The sequence below is a fragment of the Robinsoniella peoriensis genome (assembly GCF_000797495.1).
GTDB classification, from domain to species: domain Bacteria; phylum Bacillota; class Clostridia; order Lachnospirales; family Lachnospiraceae; genus Robinsoniella; species Robinsoniella peoriensis.
Genome location: NZ_JTGN01000007.1, coordinates 148,337 through 171,241, shown reverse-complemented (window position 1 = coordinate 171,241; position 22,905 = coordinate 148,337). Strand labels below are relative to the sequence as shown.

At 37.5% G+C, this 22,905-nt stretch carries 8 protein-coding genes and 1 tRNA gene; 1 reads left to right on the top strand and 8 read right to left on the bottom strand.

All coding sequences use genetic code 11. From position 1 onward, the window contains the following. Positions 1-300: 300 nt before the first annotated feature. Positions 301-372 (top strand) — tRNA-Glu (locus QR40_RS15670). Between the two features lie 103 nt (positions 373-475). Here the strand turns inward: QR40_RS15670 and QR40_RS15665 are convergent. The 8 genes from QR40_RS15665 to QR40_RS15630 all read right to left on the bottom strand — a co-directional run bounded on the left by QR40_RS15665 (position 476) and on the right by QR40_RS15630 (position 22,871). Beyond that, positions 476-1,774 (bottom strand): tyrosine-type recombinase/integrase, encoded by a 1,299-nt coding sequence (locus QR40_RS15665; protein WP_027294254.1) that lies wholly within the window; start codon positions 1,772-1,774, stop codon positions 476-478. A gap of 72 nt (positions 1,775-1,846) precedes the next feature. Continuing rightward, entirely contained in the window at positions 1,847-2,548 is a 702-nt protein-coding gene (locus tag QR40_RS15660; RefSeq protein ID WP_027294255.1) for a hypothetical protein, read from the bottom strand. A gap of 194 nt (positions 2,549-2,742) precedes the next feature. After that, positions 2,743-3,225: a hypothetical protein gene (locus QR40_RS15655; protein WP_027294256.1), complete on the bottom strand. Its 483-nt coding sequence runs from the start codon at positions 3,223-3,225 to the stop codon at positions 2,743-2,745. Positions 3,226-3,401: 176 nt separating this feature from the next. Further along, entirely contained in the window at positions 3,402-3,758 is a 357-nt protein-coding gene (locus tag QR40_RS15650) for a nuclear transport factor 2 family protein (RefSeq protein WP_027294257.1), read from the bottom strand. Between the two features lie 201 nt (positions 3,759-3,959). Next, entirely contained in the window at positions 3,960-4,556 is a 597-nt protein-coding gene (locus QR40_RS15645; RefSeq protein WP_027294258.1) for a hypothetical protein, read from the bottom strand. Positions 4,557-4,573: 17 nt separating this feature from the next. Continuing rightward, positions 4,574-6,367 (bottom strand): leucine-rich repeat domain-containing protein, encoded by a 1,794-nt coding sequence (locus QR40_RS15640; RefSeq protein ID WP_027294259.1) that lies wholly within the window; start codon positions 6,365-6,367, stop codon positions 4,574-4,576. 71 nt (positions 6,368-6,438) lie between these two features. Then, complete coding sequence (locus QR40_RS15635; RefSeq protein ID WP_044295930.1) at positions 6,439-13,854, bottom strand: carbohydrate binding domain-containing protein; 7,416 nt, start codon at positions 13,852-13,854, stop codon at positions 6,439-6,441. A 119-nt stretch (positions 13,855-13,973) separates the two neighbouring features. Beyond that, positions 13,974-22,871, bottom strand: coding sequence for a phage tail tape measure protein (locus tag QR40_RS15630; protein WP_044295929.1), 8,898 nt, complete (start codon positions 22,869-22,871; stop codon positions 13,974-13,976). Positions 22,872-22,905 lie beyond the last annotated feature (34 nt).

Below are 22,905 nucleotides of genomic sequence, written 5' to 3'. Positions count from 1 at the left end.
CTTCCCTTCAATTAATTAATAATTTACAGAAATCATCCTACTAAAATAGAAGTTTTTCCTCCACCTTTCTTTAGTAAAATAACTGTAAAGAACAAGTAATTAAATTCGGGAAATATAAAATATATTTTACAAATATCGGTCAATTTAACATTTCACCATACCTTTACTGATTAATAATTTCCGGGAAATCCACCCTGTAATTTAAAATTGTCGTAATTTGCAAAAAAATTAAAAAAAATCAAAAAAAGTACTTGCAAAATTTTCTAAAATGGTATATGATATGCAAGTACCAAGCGATGAGGTCCGTTGGTCAAGCGGTTAAGACGCCGCCCTCTCACGGCGGAAACAGGGGTTCGATTCCCCTACGGACTGCTCTCTTAATCGTGGAAAAGCCTTGTATTTACTGGGTTTTTCCGCTTTTTTTATGTCTTCATTTTTTGATTGCCCTTGATTGCCTAAATAATCATGTAAATATTTATGCTTTTAGTTTAAGTGCATTTTCCATCTGTTCTTCCGTTTGATTCCTCGTATATCTGTTGAAGCAATAATTTCTGAGTGTTGTTCTCTCATCTTCATGCCCCACCTGTTTTCTGATCTCGTTTATATTTATATTCCCATCAATCAACGCAGATATATAAGTCTTTCTTATTTTGTGCATACTCCTATTTGTTAAATTTAGTTTCTTACAGCACCTTAATAATGCAGTTGAAAACGAATGTGATTGGATTCTTTCTCCATTATCTCTTATGAATAAATACCCCTTTTCCCAAATTCCATTAGATATATTGGTTTTAATGATCTGCTTCACAAGTTTCCTTGCATCCTGCGGAACATATACGGTTCTATCTCCTGCACATGATTTCGTATAGTCAACTACCTTACGCTCTTTCACGTGGTACGATATGTTATCGTCTGTATCATACTCTAAAACTTCCATAGCATGAACGTGGACATAGGATAAGTCTTCGTTAAAATCAGTGATGCTTAATGCACTAAGCTCTCCAACCCTTAACCCTATCTTAAAAGCCAAAATAATCCCCAGGTGAACTGTAAATCCATTTTCATTAAAACGCTCTTTCTCAAAAGCAATAATCTGAGGCTCTTCTTTTATACTAAAGACTTGTGTTTCATCAGCCTTCTTTTCAGTCTTCCGAAGCATCTTTCTATTAATTACAACTTCCAAGAAGGGATTCTCACTTATAACACCCGTTCTGACAGCGTAATCCAGCCCCTGACGCAATATTATTGCCATGTTGTAGAATTGTTTGCTTGTTAATGAAAACTTCTTTATGGTCTTATGACACCAGTTATCCAAGAATAATACATCAAGGTCCTTAATTGGCATTACAGATATGTTCTCAGGCTCAAAAAACCTAAACCAATCATTACTTATACGTTTCATATAAGACGAAGAATTTGTGTGAAAGCACTTATATTCCATCCATTGTTGAAAAACTGTTTTTAAAGTAGCTGTGTTCCTTTTCTTCTCATCACTCTCCTGCTTTTGATAAAACTCGACAATCGCATCTTCAATGGCTTGATCAGGATTTTTTCCTTTACTCAACTTACGCTTTATTTGCCGTCTTCCGTTCTTCTTCGTTTCGTCAGGCAAATACGTGTAGCAATAACCATTTTCACTTTCCCATATCTCAAATGGATGCTTTCTTAAAATTTGTTCTCTCTTTGCCATATCTATTTTTTTCTGCACATCTTCAAAATTAATGATACCATTACTGATTGCATACTGCAATAACTCGTTGTTGCTTTTTACCATATATGTACATTCCTCCTCAAAAATAGCTGCCCATATTACAGAGCAGCCAATATCATTTATCTTATTTACTCCCTACGCAACCAAATTTAACCCTTTGGAATATTTCTCTTTCGCCAACTTTAACGCCATCTCACCAGCAGATTTATGGCTCCTCGTAAATTCATAGGCATTTATAAACTTCTCCATTACAAACTCTCTCACTTCCAGCAAATCCACGGTTGTCTGATCCTTGTACACCCTCAGTTCTTCCTTTTTTACTCTCTTTATACCCTGGTCGTATACACCTATCAGTTTAGCCATAATCATATTTACTTGCATATTTGCTATTTTGGGATCACCTTTAGCATTTGACAACCTGTCAATTTGTTCTCTCTGAGTTCCTTTGTCTTTTACTATAAATTTATGTACCTCTAGGGATACTAATATATCATCAACAAATTTCATGAATTTGTACCACTCATTTAGAGCTTCTACGCTTTTCCTACCTGTTGGTTTAAACTGTGTCAGTATTAGTGGCGTTATTTCTAATTTCAGACACTCTACATTTTCCAACTGTCCTTTCTTGACCGGAACGTCTACCGATGTTTGGTAGAGGTCTTTTTTGCCCAGTTCTTCAAGAAATTTTAACAATTTCTTTTTTTCATGCGTCCATCCACCATTAATTCGGACTCTCCCCAGTGCTGAGAACATATCCTTCAACACCATCCATTCATTCTCAATAACCCTTACATCCATGCCCATGAATTCTTTTACCTCTACATTTACTTTACCCATAATAATCTCCTATTCTTTTTTAATTTAATCTATTAAGACCCCTACCAAACTTTGGTGACTTGGATCTTAAACTCAATTTTCCTATTGTTAGTTCATCCCATAGATTTTACTAACTGTGCCCGGAACAACTTTGCACAATAAAATAAGGCTTCCCCACTACCCTTGAGTAGCAAGAAAACCGGAGTTTCATTTGATCAATATATGCGGCACTCTTCCACTGGTACGTCGTGTTCCGCGACCCACTTGCCTATGTAATCCTCGGGATCGCACAGGATCTCTTTCAACACCCGCAATTCATGTGGCTTTAGCGTCTCGTATTGACCTTTTGAATCATCATAGTTGAAGATCTCTTCATCTACTTCTTCCATCTGTAATTTTACGTCAATATTTGACAAGGTTAGCCACTCATGGATAAATACATCATTCAGGCAATCAGGAATAATCACATTACCAGCACTATCCGTAATCAGATTATTATTTTTGTCCTTTACCGCATATTGGTGCAGTAAACGTCTATATTCAGTGTTATAACGGATAGCAGCTTCTTCAAACTTCTGTCCAGCTTTATACATCGTCCAGTTTAATTTCTGTGGGTATTTCTTGTTTCCTAATAAAAATGGTAATAAATCCTCATAAATTTTTGTGATTGCCCAGTTTTTAATTGTGATTGTTTTCATATTCAAATCCTCCATGATTTTTAATTTTATATGTTCCTCTCGTAAAATCTGTACGAGTGGTTTGATTTTTGGCATAATAAAAGAGCCTACCTACTCGATAGACTCTCATACGGTTAACAAAACACCAAATAATTTATGATATCTGATGTCCTGACATCTTTTATTTAAACTGGAATTTATTCGATAGGTAAGTTGCGTTGTTTCAAGAATGATAGTTTATCCCAATATCCTCTTTGAAACAGAATTTTTCCATTAACAACATGAAAAAATCCACAGCCTCTTAAGCCTAATGGGTCTTTCCATTCTAAAATTGCCCATTGCCCATCTTCAAATATATTTTCTACAATGCAAGTCATATCTTCAATAGCAAATTCATCAGTGAACATTGCACGAATTGCTTCTATTCCAACTACAGGCTCATTGGCTACTTGATGATTTGTTGCATCTTCGTGATAAAGACTTGTAATTGCCTCTACATCGTGATTATTAAAGGCATCTACCCACTTACACACTACCTCTTTTGGTCTTAACATGATATCTTTTACCTCCACAAATTTCTAATTTACCTTACTATACTATTAAATTGACTTTGTCTACATAAATGATTCAATTGTTTTGCAGTCCCATTGGAAAAGTCTTGTAAAATCAGATGTTTTATATCAATAGATACTTAAAATACTGCAATTTACCATAAAGTCAGTCCATATTGATTTTTATGACATTTTTAATTGTTCTTAATCATATTCTGCAAAATAATCCTGATAAGCGCTTTCATAATTGCAATTTACTGAATCCATTATTTTCCGTGTTGCATTACTTATTTTCCATTTTCCCTTTACTTTTTTCAGGTTTAACGTAATTGTTTTAGTATTCGAATCTATTCCAAGATCATCAATATTGACCAGAACTCTTTCATATTGATATCTTCTAAGTCCTTCTGGCGTACATTGAGGATATAGTAAATTATAAGATATTACATCACCGCAAGCATAATATATATGTTTATATGCATTAGCATAAGTGCACCTTACTTTTACTGTGGCATTCTTTCCCTTAACTTTAGTGGAACGAATAGAATATTTAAGTTTTTTATTCTGTTTTCTACAAAATTTAGCCATTTCTTTATTTTCAATAAAAACTTTCATATCGCTTGGATTAACAAAACAACTCTTCATACGTGGTGCATTATAAACCTTTGCCGCATTATAAAACTTCTTTACCGTTGTCTGAACATTTTTAATCTCTTTTTTTGATGCAGCACTTGCACTTATAGGTGCTAAGCACAATGATATTACCAAAACCGTAGCCAATAATACTTTTACCTTTTTCATACGATCTTCTTCTCCCTTTATTTACTTACTTTAACCGTCTTACTCTGTCCCTTACCTTTAAATAGAGTTGTATATTTCTTTACTTTACTCTTAGGAACCTTTATCGTAGCCCGACTGTTTATCTTCTTCAGTGCAGAACTTCCAACCTTTCTCAGCGCAGTTCCTTTAACCGTAATCTTTTTCAGATTCTTACAGTTATAGAATGCCTTGCTTCCAAGTGTCTTAACACGTGACGGAAGAGTAATGCTCTTTAAACTGCTACATCCTGAGAAAGCTCCGTTACCAACAGAAGTTGTATTATTACTCAACGTCACTGTCGTCAGCTTCTTACAGCCGTAGAACAGTTCATCTTTAACTGTCGTAACTTTAGTCGGTAACTTCACCTTTTTCAGATTCGAGCAGCCACGGAATGCAGCTTTACCGATTTCGTTGACTCTATTGCCGAATTTTACACTTGTAAGCGCTGAGCAGTTGTAGAATGCTCTGTCTCCGATTGATGTAACGTATTTGCCTATATTGACAGTCTTAAGTTTCTTGTTGGATTTGAAAGCGTTCTTTGCGATGCTTGTGACCGTAAAGTTGTAGGTGTTGAGTTTTACGGTATCAGGAATCGTGAGCTTCGTTTTCTTGTTGTTGATTGGGGCGATTACTTGGACTGTACCGCCGTTTGATCCTGATGTCAGGACTTTGTATCTGAAACTGCCTGAAATATATTCCTGAGTTACAAATGGCACAGCATAACTACCGTTATCTTTGAAGCCTATTCCGTTGCTCTTCGCGTATGCTTGGACTCTGGAACCTTTTGATGCTGATAGTGTTACGGGGCACCCGTTGAAGACTCCTGAGCCGAGATTTGTGTTGCCATTACGAATCATTACGCTACGAAGCATCGTACATTGATTAAATGCGTAATCCCCTATGGATTGGATTGATGCTGGCAGTGTCATTGTCTGAAGACGTATACAACCATTAAAAGCGTTATCGTCGATGTTTCTAACACCTTCCTGCATTGTTACGTTGAAAAGTCTACGACATCCTGCAAATGCGTTGGCTCCGATAGTTTGCATTGAGCCGGGGATGTTGATGTCGGTTAATAAAATACAACCATTGAATGCATATCCGCCAATGGATTGAACACTATTTGGTAATATTATATTTTTTAATGCCTTACAATTATTAAATGCATTAGCTCCTATTGACTTTAAATTATTCCCTAAGCTGACAGAATTAACTTTTTCACAGTCACTAAATATTCCGTAAGGCAGATCCTTAATATTTGATTTTATTCCTGTCATCCGACAACCAGCAAAAGCATTCTCGCCTATTTTAGTTATACTTTGCGGTAGTTCAAGTGTTGGTCTGTAGAAATCTGACATAGTACCTAAAAAAGCATATTTACCAATTTCAGTTAAACCTTCAGGAAATCTAATGCCAGATAAGTCTGAACTTGCAAAAGCATAATCCCCTATACGTTTTAATGTAGTAGGTAGTTCTGCTTCATACACACGTGAACAATAAAAAGTATAATTTCCTATACTAGTTATACCTTCTTCAATTATTATAGATCCAGTGAATTTTGTAAGCCCCATGAAGGGGTTTTTCAATAGTCCACTGGATTCATAACCATCTAAATCATAATCATACATAGCTCCCGTTCCTGAAATAGTAGCTTTAAAATGATTTTCTGAATAATCAAATGTTACATATACATTGTCTCCCATCTTAACTTTGTTACCAGATGCTTCTATTGTAGTATTTAATGAAAAAAATACAATTAGAATAACTACAAAACTGCCAAGAATCTTCTTCATATCCCATATCCTCCCTTGATATATTTGATTTTATTATAGACGATATGGGATATATTTACAATTGTATTTGACTAAAATACATCAATAATTTTTTCAATTTTTTCCAATCGTTTAATTATTTCATCGTTTATACTTTTTAAATTATCATTTTCATTTCTTAACGACATAATCTGACTTTTAAGTTCAAATGTTTCAGCAATATTTTTTTGTATCATATGTATTTCTAAACCATGTAATTCACTATAGATTAAACCATAGCTCCAATTGCGACCATCTTCAGTTGGTTTCTCAAGATTATCCTTACAAACAGCTGCAAATAATTCTGGAGATAAACCGTTGGCATAAGTGGCGTCTTCAACATCTTGGGCTATTAACCCACAATGTCTCCTATCATGATGATCTTTATTTGTGAAGTTCTTCCAATTAAACATTTTTGGTTTTAAATCCATAAATAATTTTTCATATCTTTCGTCCAATGGCTCTATATTAGTTTTTTCATTTCTATCTGATGTACTGATTGTTCCTTGTACAGCCCATAGTCTTGTCCATTTGTAAGTAGAAGATCCTAAAGTAACCACATTATTTCCACGAACCTCTGCTGCTCTAAATATAGTTCCGCCATTTGAAGTTGTCACAACTGCTTTTCCGTCTTGATGTAATTGCCCGTGTTGGTGCGAGGATTCAGCTGCGCCTATTTGAGCTGCGCTATGGGAATGAGTTGCTGTAGCAGCCCCTACCTGTGCTGCTGTATGCGTGTGATTTGATGCAGAATAGCTTCCTTTTGCCTGATATTTATTGGATAAAGAAACCCCATACTCCATAATTGAGTTCATTATATTGAGTGGTGTATAACTACGAATCTGATCACTAGCCTTTAGAGTCAGATATGATGTATCACCACCAATCATTAAATCAGAATGTGCACCCTCGCTAGTCCTGTTAGGTATTTCTATTACACTGGTTAGTTTTTTTACACCTAAATCATTATAATATATAGACATTTTGTTTAGGATATTAATTATTTGAGCTTCAATTGTTCCATTAAAGCTTCCACTTGTAGCAGTAATTTTACCCCGTACATCCGCGTCCATAGCAGTCATCTTGCCATTCCATGCGATTGAAAATTTATCTTCCCAGGCACTGGCTGTTGTAGCTTTAGTCCTTAACATAAATGCCGCATAAGCATCAGTAGTTGTTCCTGTGTCAAAATATAGCCAATAATTTTTATTATTTGCGGTAAACTGTCGGTTCATAGATTCTGGGGTGATATTCCAACCACCAATGATTCCTGATTTGGCAGTAACAACACCCGCTTCTGTCAACTTAAAATTAATAGAATCGATGCTTAGTTTTTTTGCGTTCAAAACTCCACTTGCAAGATTCCAACTTATGTTGCCTAATGCGTCAGATATAGTGCCAGTAGTGATATTCTCACCATTAATAATAGTAGTTCCAGCTTGTTTAAATGCTCCAGGCTCTTTCCCCAAATCATCTACTTCCTCAATCTGGAAAGCATCAAACCAAACTGGGATATTTGAACTTCCGGTTGCTATCCTAAGAGAGATATACGGGTACGTAGAGGTTGCAGTATACTTGATAACAAGTCTTTTCCAACCATCAGTATTGGTTACAATATCGCTAAAGCTTGCTGTTGAAGTTGTAGCATTACTTGAAATTTCAGTGTGTCCGACTATGTTGAAGGTTACATTCGCTCTGGAGGTTGTCGTATGCCTTACATAACAGGATATGATGTATTTTTTACCTGCGGTTACAGGCACACATCCGAAATCATTAGTGGAATTTCCCAGACAGATATAGTTATTTGAGGTTGTGCCCAAAACCTTAATGGATTTTGTACCACAATAATACTGTGTTGAGTCCAAGGTGATTGTTGTTCCACTGGTGCTTAAATAGTTAGGAACCGTAGAATATTGCTCCATCGTATCCAGTCCGTATCTTACGAGGTTAGGATTCATACCGACAATCAAACGGTCAGCATCAATAGAATTAGCTTTGATATACTCACCGTTAATATAGAGTTTGCCACCTTCCATATAAATGCCTTGTAACGATCCATTATTTGTTAGCTTATCAAAAACATTTTTTTGCGTCATCCATGAGGTATCCAATTTACTACCCAACCCATTGTCCGTATAGGTTTTTGCAGCGTTTAAAGCATCTGTTTTAGCGTTGTTTGCTTTTGTAGAGGCATCGGAAGCTGCAGCTGAAATAGCTTCTGACTTAGCTGAGGAAGCATAGCCTTGAGCCTCAGATTGAGTGGCGGCAGCACTTCCAGTAATTCTAAGACTTTTAACATCTAAAGAAACATTTCCAGCATTATCAATTGCCAAGGTATTTTTTGAGCCATCGCTTACAGTCAGTCCTTTAACATTCATTTTATCCGCAGTTACAGATCCGTCAACGATCAGTTCTCCCGTAGACATTTTCGTCACCTGAACATTTCTGACAAATAATTCTCCTGTAAATGGAGCCCATCCTTCTATCTGAACAAACACAGCAAATTTCCTGATATTACTGTTTAATGTAACTGCACTGGAAATGGATTGCGTCTGATTAGTAACACGTTGTGCATAATATATAGAAATTGCGTTAGTATTACTATAGCAGTAGACACCAACAGTAACGCCTTTAAAGTCACTATCTGTTCCCCCATTTGTAGAAGAACCTTTTACTGTCGTTTTGATATCAGCTTTAATCCTAAAACTTTCTCCACCGTTACAAGGATACCATTCGCTAATAAAACAATCTCTGGTAATATTATTTCTTTTAAACCAAGGATTAGCACTTGCAGATGTCTCATCCACAGAAGTGAAGCCCCATTTAGACAAAGTATCAACATTTAATTGGGCATAATTTGTGAAATCGCCGATAGCTATTTTATCAGCGGTAATGGCTTTAGCAGCAATCTTAGGGGCTGTTATAGCTCCATCCACCAGCATATTGCCACTAACTTTAACATCGCCATTAAGATTTATATATTTAGCAACGACATTTAAAGCCTCCGGTGTCAACTCCATGCTGGCAGGATCTTTTCCCGATGCAACTAACCACTTAATTTTCCCGGCATTCTGAACAACTTCACTATAAGCAGAATTATTCTCAACTTTACTGTTAATAGCATCAGCCGTAACCTTGATTAAAGCACTCGCATTCAGCGACACCTGAGCATAGCAGTTCATGATCTTGCATTGAGATAATGTMGATAATTTACTACTGAATAACCAACCGTCATTGCTAGTTCCTTCATTATAAACAACCTCAAGAACATTCCAACCAGCTTGAAATGGTAAAGAAATATTTGTAGCCACGCTAGTTGTTGTAGATACTTTTTTAACACCATTGAGATAAACTACGCCCTCATCATCTGTYTTAATTGTTCCAGACCATGTATAGGCAGCATCAAAATAGAGATAAGTAAACGCATGTCCAATGTAGTAATCACCAGTATTAAGACTAGCACTCATCGCAGTATCCGCAACTTCAATAATCTTAGTCGGCACTTTCCCCCGAATATTCTCTATATCCGCAACTCTAGGATTTGGCATAGAAGAACTGGTCAGCTGATAAACCTCTAATATCCACTTATTTAAACCTTGGGTTATTTTATCTCCCTCGGTTTTACTTGTGTATGCTTTAGATACTCCAAGTTCAATGTCTGACTTTGTTTGGTTAATTAATGAGTTCATGTCAGTGGTCGTGGTATAATTAGTAAACTTTTCGTCGGTATCTTCTGGAGCTTCTGTATAATCGGTAGCCTTATTTCCCTCTTCTAATTTAAAACAGCATACATTGTAAGTCTGATTATTGGTAAGGTACCATATATATCCAGACCAAGTATATGTTTCTGCTGTCGTCGGAGTATCAAATGTTGCTGATACTTTTGTCCAGGTATTAGCTAAAACATTTGAAGGACTAAAACGACGATTTACCTCGCAGTGAATGTTTGAGCCATCTGATAATTGCATGTGCATAATTTTTATAGAGGATGGTACAAATGCCTCTGTTGCTTTAATATAAAAGCTCCATGTATATGTCTTACCTTTTAAAAGAGTTATTTTTTTAGAATTCATACCAGTTGCATTTGTTGTAACTAATTTTATACTTGTGTAACCATTATATTTATTGACAGAATCAAGGGTACCAGTTGCATATCCATTGATAGTCCATTGCTCCAAGTTACTGTATTTGTTCAAATTAGACTTGGTAAACAAATTCCTTCCACCAATGCTCAATTGATCAAATTCCGTTTTAGTAGTATAGGTATCCTTGACAGTCTGCTTAAATCCGCTAATATCTTGATAAGCCTGAGATACCTGATCCCTAAGACCTTTTGTAATATCATAGAGAGCTGAATCTTTTACAGTGATTCCAGTTAGTGTGTATGGTTTTACATAAGGGAATTGACCGACTCCAAAATTGATATAAGCAGTATTTGCCGGAATAGAAAGAGTACCTGCAAACAGATTACTGCTTGCTTCAACCGGTACTAATTTATTAGTATGTGCTTGGATTTCTGCATTTGCATCATTAAAACAACGGTAGTAAAGATAGACATTTTTAAGCTTATTTTCGTCTAAATCTGGACGATCAAAATATCCTGTGATAACTAATTCCCCAATATTGCTTGAATTGCGAGTAAGTGTAGAGACATCGATCTTACAACCAGGTACAGCCTGTGGATCTGATGTAACAGTTATTTTACCCGTCTTAGCATCAACTGTAGTTCCTGCAACAATTGTATTTAAACTGCCTGAAGCATACCGTTTAATAGCAGACAAATCCCAGAGATTAATTCCACCAACATTTAAATCTTTAATGCCAGTGAGGATGTCTGTTTTCCAAACCTTATCCGTAATACTCTTGGTGTTTTTATCAACGGTATGTTTGACATCATTAATTGTACTGGTTAGGGTAGCAGAAACTTGGGTTATTTTCTCGTCTGTATCTTCAGGGGCAGGTGTCCAGTCCAATGGCGGCTTAATTTCTCCTTCGTACATACACACCCAATTTATCGTTGCGTTTGTGGCTGTGGATGATGGATAATTAAACATAAACACCGTTGTAGAATTTAGTGTACCGGGGGTAGTTACCACTATATACTGCGTCTTTGCCACTGTAGTTGCTGGGAATGTTCCACCTCCATCATATCCGCTATTAAACCACACACCCAATTTATTTGGTGCATTGCTATATCCGTTCAAGACAACGGTATATTTCGTATTAGGTTTAAGCGAAGAGGTTCTATAGTTTACCACGTTGTACTCTGCTGACGTTATAACGCGTCCACTATCTAATAGAAGATTCCTTCCACCAATTACAACACCATCAACCGCATCATCCGCCTTCTTCTTCGCGATAGCATCAATAGCATCCTGATAAGCTTTCTGGTAATCTGCCAACTTCGTTTTATACGTCCCGAAAGCTGTATTCATATCTGTAACAGCCGTTTTCTTTTGAGAATCTGTTTTCGTGCTGTTAACTGAGCAGTAATCGATGGCAGTATTGATCTTAGAAATAAGCGTATTATATGCATTATTACACTCAGTATACTTAGCCTGGTGTGTTGACTTTGGTGTGCCAGTCAGCGAAGGATTAGAATCTACCTTATTAAATTGGTTCGTGACCTGAGTATGCATTGTTTCGGCAGCTTTACGGATGGCTTCCGCTTCATTTACGTTGATAATTCCATCGTAGAATCCGCCTTTGATTTCGTCATCTAAGTCGCCTAATGAAGAATTGGTATTTTTGATCTCTTCCTGAAGCTTGAAGTTTTCATAGAATGCCCGTGATTTTACTGCCATCGAAAAGTTTGTAGCTAAAGGATCTGTTGTATATATGTAATCTTTGTCTGAGTAAGACAAAAGATTGTTCAGGGCTTTTTGTGACGGATCGTCTAGGGGTTCCCAGGTTGGAGCCTTCAATTGAGCATAGAAAACGGGAGAATTCACCGTTAGATACGCAGTCAATCCGGCAGCATCTTTAGTTGTAAGAACTGATTCAGGTACCATAATATCGAATCGTGAGTTTCCACTATAATCCCAACCGCAGATAGCAAATGGTTTTTCTATAAAAAGACCACCGCTCGAAAGGTGTATGTTATTCCATGTATCAGCAGTATATTTCTCAGATAGGACACAAATCTCGTTGGGATCTCCACAAATAAAACTATTATTAACCCAACCTCTCCGAACACTTCCATTTCCAACTTTTGTAAATTCACTATGACCACCTGTTGGCGGAAATGTTATAGGATTAGTTGAAATATTCCTCGTAACTCCCCAAATCCCATCTTTACATTCCAGCACATCGTGTATTCCATTTGGAAGAGAACGAAGTGGAGATGTAAGGTTTACCGATGCGAGAGATAGCTTGTCTTCGTATTGTTTGAAGTTATTGGGGGTGATGTCTTCTGGGGCAGGTGACCAGTCGCTATATTCTTCACCTTCTTCTAATTTAAAGCTATGAATATACAATGTATCACCTATTGCAAAATTAGGATATATTACAAAGGCATTTAGACTTGAGGCAGTCATTTTATACGTGAAAGAATATTTCTTCCAAACAGAAGATATTGATAATGTAGTCATACCTCCAGATTCGTGTCCAATTGTGTTTATACTAGTAATGCTATCAGATTTTAGAAATAAGCTCCAAGTATATATTTTACCAACTGTCATTTTATCTATTGGCATCAATCCGCCCATATGATAAAATCCCGTACCCGCTCCCGTTACTGTTATCTTTACAGCCTTACCGTATGGAGACATGGGTTCATCTACTTCAGCTGCAGTACCTTTTGCAGTACCAAGCCAAGTTGGGTTTAGCATGAATTTTTCTGAATTTTCAAATAAATTCCTCCGCCCAACAGAACTCACCACATTCAATTTCCCGCTATCCCCAACACTGTTAATAACACTTGGATAATCTGGGCTGGGGCTGTTGGGGATGAATGGTTCGTAGGCTGTGGCTGTGGAACCTTCCTCTAATTGAATTTTAGATTTTTGCTCATTGGTTAAGCCTTGATACCAAAGTAACCGTACATAATAGTCCCCGTCAGAAGTATATCGATCATAGGAACTAATACTTTTAGCATAAGAACCATCTAAATTAAATAGGCGGTATCTCATGTCTTGTCCATTGTGACCAGATACTATATAGGTTTTACCAGAATATAAGCGAATTAAATCAGAGTAAACTGAACTTGGATTATCTGACTGAGGCGGAATGATTGCTCCGGTATTTATATTTATAAATCCATCATGGAATACCCCATTAAATAAATTCTTCCCCAGCGTACTCTGCACCTGCTCCGATTTCCCCTGTAATTCTGTAACCCTTACACATCCCTGATCCTGTGCGTGAGTACATTCGATGAGTCCGGTTGTGGTGTCGTGGGTACAGATGTCTTCGTAGGTTTGTTCTTCTATGTCTACAATAGTAAATTGATTACTTGCTTTAATTGACATTTTTATGATTCCTTTCTTTTATTTTATAATTTATCTTTTATGTACAATATTTAAGACAAAGATTTATTACTAGTCTTATATTACAATAGGGACTCCTCAATGAGAAGCCCCTGAATATGTTACCACCCCGCCTTGCGCAGGTCTTTTGCCATTGCAGTCAATGTATACTTGGCAATCTTGGGAGTTTGCTGATTAATAACTTTAATCATCTCTTCAGTTGTATTTCCTCCCTGAACATTAAGGCTACATTCAATCTGCTGGTTAATGGATGCTACTCGTGGCACTATTTTTGGTGTTTTAGGAGTAAACGAATCCGCAAACTGAGCATGAAAAGCTTTCATCGTAAATAAAGCTTCTGGCAGTATTTTCGTGAAATCCTGAGTCAAGATGGTTTCACCAGGATTTACAGAAGCAAGCAATGAGTCACCGTTTGAGCGAATTTTCTTTTCGATTATTCCGCCTTTAGCAGCACCACCAAGACCAGACCAGTCAAAGTTTCCAGGATCAACTCCAAAACTTTCAAGCATTTTCTGTATGGTTTCACCGACTTTTCCAAAAGAGGAAGTTACGATGTCGGTAGCGCCATTAATCAAATCAGTAATTTTGTCCAGATTTTGTGCAAGGTCTTTGATGTATTTATCGTAGTCCTCTTGCAATTCAGCCTTTAACTCGTCTAAACCATCCATCTGAATCTTGATTGTCTGCTCGTGAACGGTATCTTCAATTTCTTCTTCTTTCTCTTTGATCTGTGCATCCAGTCTTGCTTTTTGTGCCCGGCTTTCTGCATCCGTTACGCCATCCAGAGCAGCTGCTTGAGCTTTTAATTGCTGTAGCTCCTTACTGCTTTTCTTCATGTTCTTGTCGTAATTATAATAATCCTCAGTTTTTTGCAGTAATTTGTTCCGGGCATCGATTACTTTAAAGATAGCATCTAATTCAGCTTTGGACTGACTTTTCATGATACTTAAGATCGCTTCTCTTGCAGAGCCACCGTTTTTGATTGCTTCATTGAGTTCTTCTTGTGCATTCTTCAGGTCTTCCAGGTACTCTTTTTCAGAATAACCTTCCTGTCCCTTTAGTCCCTCAATCGTAGCAATTTTTTTCTGAATAGTTTGGATATCATCCATGTATGATTCGTATTCTTTAATACTTGTGGCAAGCTTGGTAATCCCAAAATCAGTCATTTTGCCATCATCGTCAAACATCATCTCATCAGTAATAAGCGAAGCTATTGTACTAAGAGAATTTCTTAAATGCTCTGTAACTTCAAGCATTCGTTCAAGATCACGGAAGTAAATGTCATTCCGCATGGAGTCCTTTAATTCTTCGTTATCAGCTTCCAGATTATTTATAGCAGTGTCAGCATCAAGTGCCTCCTGTGTATACTGTTTGAAGTACTCATTGTCAGGATCACCTGCATACTTTTTAGCATTTTCTTCGGCTGCACTTTTTATGGCTTTTTGTTTTTCAATTTCTTCCTTATTTTTATTAAGCTGTTTATCATAATCATCTTTGCTTAAGTCAGCACTTTGAGCTTTCTTCAGATTAATGATGCTTTCCAGATTTGACTTTTGAGCATCCAGTAATTCCAGTTCCTTCTTGAGTTTTTCGATAGGAAGGTTTTCTATTGTGTGATTCCATTCTTCTTGATTTTGCTGTGCAGCTCTTATTGCAGATTTATTTGCTTCCATCTTGGACTGTATTTCTTGATATTTCTCAGAGTTAATATCTAACCCTTTTTGCTGTGCCTCATATTCCTTATTCTGAGCGGCAAGGTTTGTTACCTGGGCTTCGCTGTTTGTTTTTAAAGTATTGTAGTCACCAGCAGTAGCGAGAATTCCCTTCTTTTCATTTAAAGAAATATCATCTTGTTTACTGTCTGCTTGGGCTTTCAGTCTGTCTAAAGAATAACCCATGTTTGTTACTTTGATATTTTTCTGACTGTCTAATAGATTTTGAATTTCTATTTCAGCGTCAGATGCAGCGTTTCCAATACCATCAATATCAGCTTGCCACTTATACCAATCCTCAGATCCTGCTTTGATTTTCCCTGACTTCACCAGTGAATTAAATTGATCCTGCATTGCTTTTTGCTGGGATACTAGATTTGTTTTCTCATTTCTCTTTCCAACAATTTCAGCTTCAAAATCATTTTCGGTTACAGCTTTTCCCTGAGCGACTTTTAATTCTCTGTTTTTAGAAGCCTTATTACTATTAGATGAGAGATATGTTCCTTTAGCTTCATAAAATGCTTTTATATTTTCCATCTGCTGATTGGCAACTTCCGCCATTTTAGAAGCCAGTTCTGCCTGAGCCTTGGCAGCATTATTAGCAGCTTTTGTTTGCGCATTTAAAGCCAGGTTATTTTTCTTGACAGCTTCATTATAAGCTTTCGCTTTCTTTAAATCGTCACCTTTCAAGCCTTTTGTGCTTATGGTTTTACCCGCTTTAATAGCAGCTTCTTGCTTTTGTATATTTTTGTTTTTAGACTTAAGTAGACTATTACCTTTACTTTTTACGGTCTTTTTTGTTGATTTAACATTCTTGTCTGCTTCTTTGTCTGCTTTCTTATAGGTGTTATACTGACTTTTTTGATTGGTAACTTCTTCATCCAATATCGCATTTTGTTCTTTATAAGTTTCCTGAGCATCATTTCTATTGAGGTTTCGAAGTTCTTTTTCTGTGCGGGCTACTTTATTATTGGCTTTATCCGAAACCTTCTTAGCTGATTTATATGACTTTTTGGCAGATGATCTCTTAGAAACAGATTGGTCATATGCTTCAACCGCTTTTAGCTTCTTGCCTGAAAATCCTTTTGTGCTGATTTTCTTACCTGCATTGATCTGCTTTTTGAGCCGGTTCTTCTTAGTCCGAGAGAGTCCGCTCTTATTAACAGCTTTGATTGCAGCATCAGCGCTGTCCTCCATTCTTTCATCAGCAGCATTAAATTCTTTCTTTGCCTTCCGTGTGATTTTGTTCTTAGACTTTGCAGTTTTCTTCTGTGGTTCCAGTTTTTCTTTTAACTGAATCCTTTTCTGGATAGTTGCAGAGCTTCCAGAACTCGCTGCATCATAATTTGCTTCCAGGAGATCTAACTTATCATTAAGCTTTTCAATTTTCTTTTCTGCTTTTTCGGTTGGAATGTTCATTAATTCATCGAATAGCTTTGTCTGCTCCCTCCGGAGTTCAGCAACAGCATCTTTGCAGTCCAGAGCTTTGTCATACCATTTCTGATAATTATCGATATTTTCTTTCAGTTTTTTGCCGTCATCTGTGGAGGTATCGATTGTATCTATGGAGAAGTCCCCATCGCGCACCTTTTGTTTCCAGTCCTCAGAAAGTTCAATACTGTTAGCTTTATTTAAATAACCTTCATAACTCCGCTGATTTGCAGAGATGCGTGTATCATTTAGTTTTGACTGTGCTTTTATTTTTGCAGATTTGAAAGCAAAAGAAACATATTCTGTTATTGAATCTGTAATGTTTTTTGCTTGACGTTCCAACCAACTTAAACGGGTAGCAAAGTTATCTATTTCCGCTTTCGACTCTTTGGTTTTCTTGGTGTTATCTTCTTGCGCCTGAGTATTTGAGTTTACTGCGGCTGTGTTTTGATTTGTGGCAGACTGATTATTCTTATTTGAACCTGTTGCAGCACCACCTTGGAAGAAACCTCCTCCACCGCCAATTCCAGCCCGGGCATTTCCATTCGCTAAAGCCCCGCCTTTTAAGGTTCCACGACCAGCAACAAAGCCTCGTCTTAATAATTTTTCGGATTGTAGGTGATTAAATACGATAGCATTTTTAGGTAAACGGGCAAATTCGGCTCCGTTATCTCCGTATGTTTCCCATTCCCCGGCATTAGGATCAACAACAATTTCTCTTCCCAGTTCCCCTATAAGTACTTGTCCAACTGGGTTTGCATTGCCATTGGCATAAGCGGTACCTAATACCCCGGCATTAAAACGAGCAGACTTTATCATAGGTGTGCCATTTGCGTATGCATTTCCCTGTGCGTATGCACCACCCTGTGCGCTGGCTTCTCTCTTAATAATGTTTACGATTTGGTTTTTTACTGGTGGATCTCCAATATCCCATGAAGCAGTGTAATTAACTGTCCCATCTTTTAGCGGTGCTGAAGCTGAAACGACTTGTGAAAAATCAGGATTGAATTTCACCTTTGAATCTTTTTCTTCCGGTTTATAAGCATTTATGGCAGCCGGGTTAACCTTAGCATCAATTAATACCTCTTTCGTCATGTTTTGTATGGATGCTTGGATGGTAGCTACCGAATCTGTTTTTAAATTAAGAGAAGCAGATATTTCTGGATTTTGATCTGATAGCGTTTGTATTTCGGATACAAGATTGTCTACCTGTCCCTGGGCTTCTTGTAACTGCGAAGCGTCAACGGTTAATCCTGCTTCTTGCATCCCATTTAACGAATCAAGTTGAACTTTAGCAGTTTCAAACTCCTGCAGTTTCGTAATAATACTCCCTACTGAGCTATCTACCTGGCTAGTGTCCACCTGCATAACTACAGCTGAATTAAGCTGATCTTTTTGAAAAACAAGTTGTGCTAATTCACTCTGAAGGGCTTGTAATTTTTCTGCCTTTACTTCTGGTGTTAAAACTAAACTGTCATTGACATGCTCAATTTCTGATTTAACAGCTTCTATAGAGTTATCTAAAGTATTATTGGAGGTATTAAGCTCTGTTTCAAATTGAATTGATATATGATATTCTTGCGCTAAAGCATCGATTTGATCCTGAATCATTGCGGCAACGCTGTCTTTATTTTCATTATCTGATTCTAAAACCTGTTTCTTTTGAGCTTGCAACTGTTCAATTGTATTCTTAGCAGCCGATACCTGTTGATCCCGCTCTTCACTTGACTGTTTAACCAGCTGATCCATAAATCCAAGCGTTTCTTGAATGCTACCTTTTAGTTCATCTATTTTTGATTTTGTTTGGTCAATAGCTGTTTGATTACCAAGTGATTTAGTTACGTTGCCGTTCTCATCTGTTGTTTCATAATCACCAGGCTTTTGCAACTCTTTTAACTTTGCTTCTTCTTTCGCTAATTCTCCATATAAGGAAGCAACATGTCTTGTTCCATCTTCAACAGAGGCAACCATATTATTAGAGAAACCATAAGCTTGAAGTCTGCCGAACATAGCCATAAATGGCTCAAATCCCATACCCGTTTCCTGGGCGGCTTTTTGGAGATCATCAATATTATATTTCCACTTCTCAATGGATTTTCCACTTTCATCTACTTCGGTGGTTAAGTCTGCGAATCCTTTTGATTTAAGATCTTCCAGAAAATTTTGCACACCAGACGATTCCTCAGTATTAAAATATCGCTCAAATTTACCGTAGTTCTCCATGAAGTTAGTCGGATCATCCATGCCTGTTGGAGAGATTAACGCAGCATACTTTTTGAAGTCATCGGTTCCGACAAGCCCCTTATCATATAGCTCCTTGGCTTTCTTGAGTCCTTCTGCCATTTTGACGTATTTATCGCCATCATTTTCTGATCCTGAGGCTTCCTCCCATTCGTCAAATTTAGGAGTAGCGTTGACATCCAGAGGAACCTTCTCAGCAGCTTCCATGCGCTTTAATAATTGCCCATAATTAAGGTCATAATCCGTATTAGAGATAATGGTAAATGCCCGTTCTAATTTATCTAACGATAATTTGTCAACATCATTCCCTATTGAGTCCTTAACCCGGTTATAATGCGTCTCAAAATTCTGCATCGCATCCGTGAACCCGCTGGCACTGGATAACTGGCTTTTTGATAACCCGGTAACATCTTTGGTGATATCATTCATTAAGGAATTTGCTTTCTGTGAGTATTCCTTAAAAGTCATATCTGATTTATCATCATTTAATAAAAACAGTTCCGATATTTTATCCTGAATACCTTCTTTTTGCAGGTCTGTTGTCACTTGGTCAGCCCAGGCATTAATCATAGAACTATCCAGATTATTATCTTTATTAAAGAAATGGCTGCTGGCAAACTCATAATCAATGGAATTTACCAATGCACTAATCGTTGTTTTGGCATCCTCCGTCAAATTTTTAAAGTTTGACGTTTCTCCAAGATAAGATTCTATGATCGGATGTGCTTCCTGAACCGCACTTTCCTGCTGTAATTTCAGCTGGTTTCCATATTCTTTTACGGCATCCAGATTTTCTTTGATCGCATCTTTATCAACGCCTAACCAAACACTTGAAAAATCGTAACCGAGATCTTTACCAATCTGTTTTATGGTATTGTTATCAATTCCAATAGATTCCGTCATCGACACGCCATCACGATTCGCTGATACAAAATTTCCCGCCAGATAGTCATCGATATGCTCTATCATTTCAATTTTTTGTTTTAGACCTGCTTCATCCGCAAATTTTATTAATGGCTCCTTATCATTTTTTGCGTTAAATGCTTTCATATAATCAGAAGCGTTGCTAATATTTTCTTTGTTGAGTACGCTTTGTTGTTCTTTCAATGCCTCTGTAAGCTGTTTTACATTTTCTTTCGCCGTAATAATGGGGGTTCCTAAATCCGTAAATCCATTTGCCAGATTAGGGAGTGTATCTCCCAGCGCACTGGCAATCTGATTATACTCAGCAAATTCCTCCGAAGATAAAGAAATATTTTCGCCAAAGGCATTGACCCCTTTTCCTAATTCGATAAAACGATCACCGGAAGCCTCAATTAATTGTCCTGCTGATGCAAGGGAAGACTGCTGCTGTTGAAATTCATTAAGCGTATCCTGTCCTTTTTGAATAGCCCTTTCCTGTTCCTGGGCATAATCCTGGATCTTTCTAATGGCTAATTCTATCCCGGCACCAATCAGCATATTGGTTCCTAAGTTTAGTGAGAATGCGCCCAGCTTTTTCAACCCGGCACCAAGCCCTGTTGCAACTTTTGTTGTACGATTAAGAGTTTGTGTAAACCCGCTGCTTGACAATTCTGCTTTATCCGTTGTTGCAATATATTGAGCAAGTGAAGCGCCTACCTGATTCTGAGTTTTTAAGAAATCAGATGCACTCAGATTTGATTCCTTATATGACTTAATAATACCGGAAGACATATTCATATCCAGGATATCATCCGGGGTTTTACTCTGTTTATTTACATTATGAAGCAGGTTCCCTAAAAAACCCCCTGCTTCTATTCTATCGCTCTCTTTGTTATATTTTGATACCCCTTTTCCTCTAAATGCGGAAAAAGTGGCAATACCTGCGATCATTGTCTTTAAGGTTCCGAACTTATCGATCATGTGATCCAAAGAGGTAACTCCTGTGGTGCCAAACTCAACAATACCTTTTAAGAAATCGGAATCGACCAATGTACTGGACAAAGACTCTTTTGCGGCAGTAAACTGGCTGATTTTCGCCTGAAGAGATGTCATCCACCTGTCTTGCTCTGCCTGTGCAGAACCTTCAGAATTGATGGATGCATTCAATGCTTTTTGCGTCTGACCGCTCTGGAAAGACTTAATGAGTGCTGCTATAGAGTTTCCTCTCTGTTTCCCGGCTACAATCTCGAGTAAGTCTGCCTGATCCGTTTCTGAAATCCTGTCCCAGACATCTGCTATACCCTGCATGATCTCATAGGTTGATTTGAACTTTGTAGGATCTAAATCATCCATAATGTCAACAGCACCTTGGGTTCTATTCAAAATCTGTGTTTGTATTTTGCTTACGGGCAAAACATCCGAGGCGTCCTCTTCCATTTCCTCCAGTTTGCCTTTCATACCACGAAGACGCATACTTAATACCTTCAATGCATTACCAGATTCACTGGCATTCTGGTTTATTTCAGTCATTCCTGTTATCATCGCGAGGGATTCGTTGAGGTCATTTCCTGCTAATGACAAGGCTGATGCTGAGTTCTTGATACCCGTTCCAAGCGCTGCACTGTCAGTAGCAAATTCATTCCCGAGTTTATTGAGCTTATCCGCAATCTGCATACTTTCATTAGAAGCAATTCCAAAAGACTTCATAGTGGTGACAAGATCGGCAACCGCTGTATTATCATCTACTTCTCCAACGTTCGCATAAATGGAACTAGTCTCCGCTAATTTAGATGACTCGTCCAGATTATACCCGAGCTTCGCCCATTTCGAAGTTTGTTCTATTACGCTTGTCATACTGCGTCCGAGTTTCGTTGCCTTTTGTGTGGCACTGTCCAAAAATTTATCATAGGTATCGGATGTCTCGTTTGTAACCTTGTATAAACTGGTCATTGCAGTATCAATATCGTATACGTCCTGAAACGTCTGTTTTATGCCCCTTACTGCTCCATTAATTACAGCAAATGAACTTAAAAACACCCCGTATTTTTCTAAACTGCCTTTCATATCTCCAAGCCAGTCTTTACCGAGCAATCCCTTGGTAGCTGCCTGTCCCTGAACCAGCTTAATCTGACCTTGTATCTTGTCAAAATCTGCAACATTATTAACGGAAGCCAACTGACTGCGTAAGGCTTTCAGTGTATCCCCATATTGCTTTGTTGATTTAGTATTTTTCGCCATCCATTCATCCAGCGATTTTAAGCCAGTAGCAACCCGGTTTGGGCTTATGGATGTATCAATTGTAGCTCCCAGACTTTTCATGGATGCTTTGAATTCATTTGCCTGGCTTTTTGCGAAAGACAGTTCCTTTCCTATGCCTGATTTTATGGCTTTGTCAAACGACTGGTTAATACGTAAAACATCCCCGGAAACATCGCCCGATTTTGAATTTAATCCTCTTGAAAAGGTATTAAAATATATTTTTGACGCTTTGGCATTGTTTGCTACTGTTTGCGAAAAAGCCTGGGAATATTGTTTTCCCGCTTTTGCTCCTGCACTCCCAAACGATGAATCAGCCACCGCTTTTCGGAATTCGGATGCATCTACATTAATTTTTATTGGTTGTTCTAATTTAGCCTTTGTTGCAGCCCACTTTGCTTCTACTTCTCCGGTATCCAGTTGGGCTTTAACTTTTATTAAAAATTCATCTGCCACTAATTCCACTCCTTTTTTTGTAATAAAAAAACAC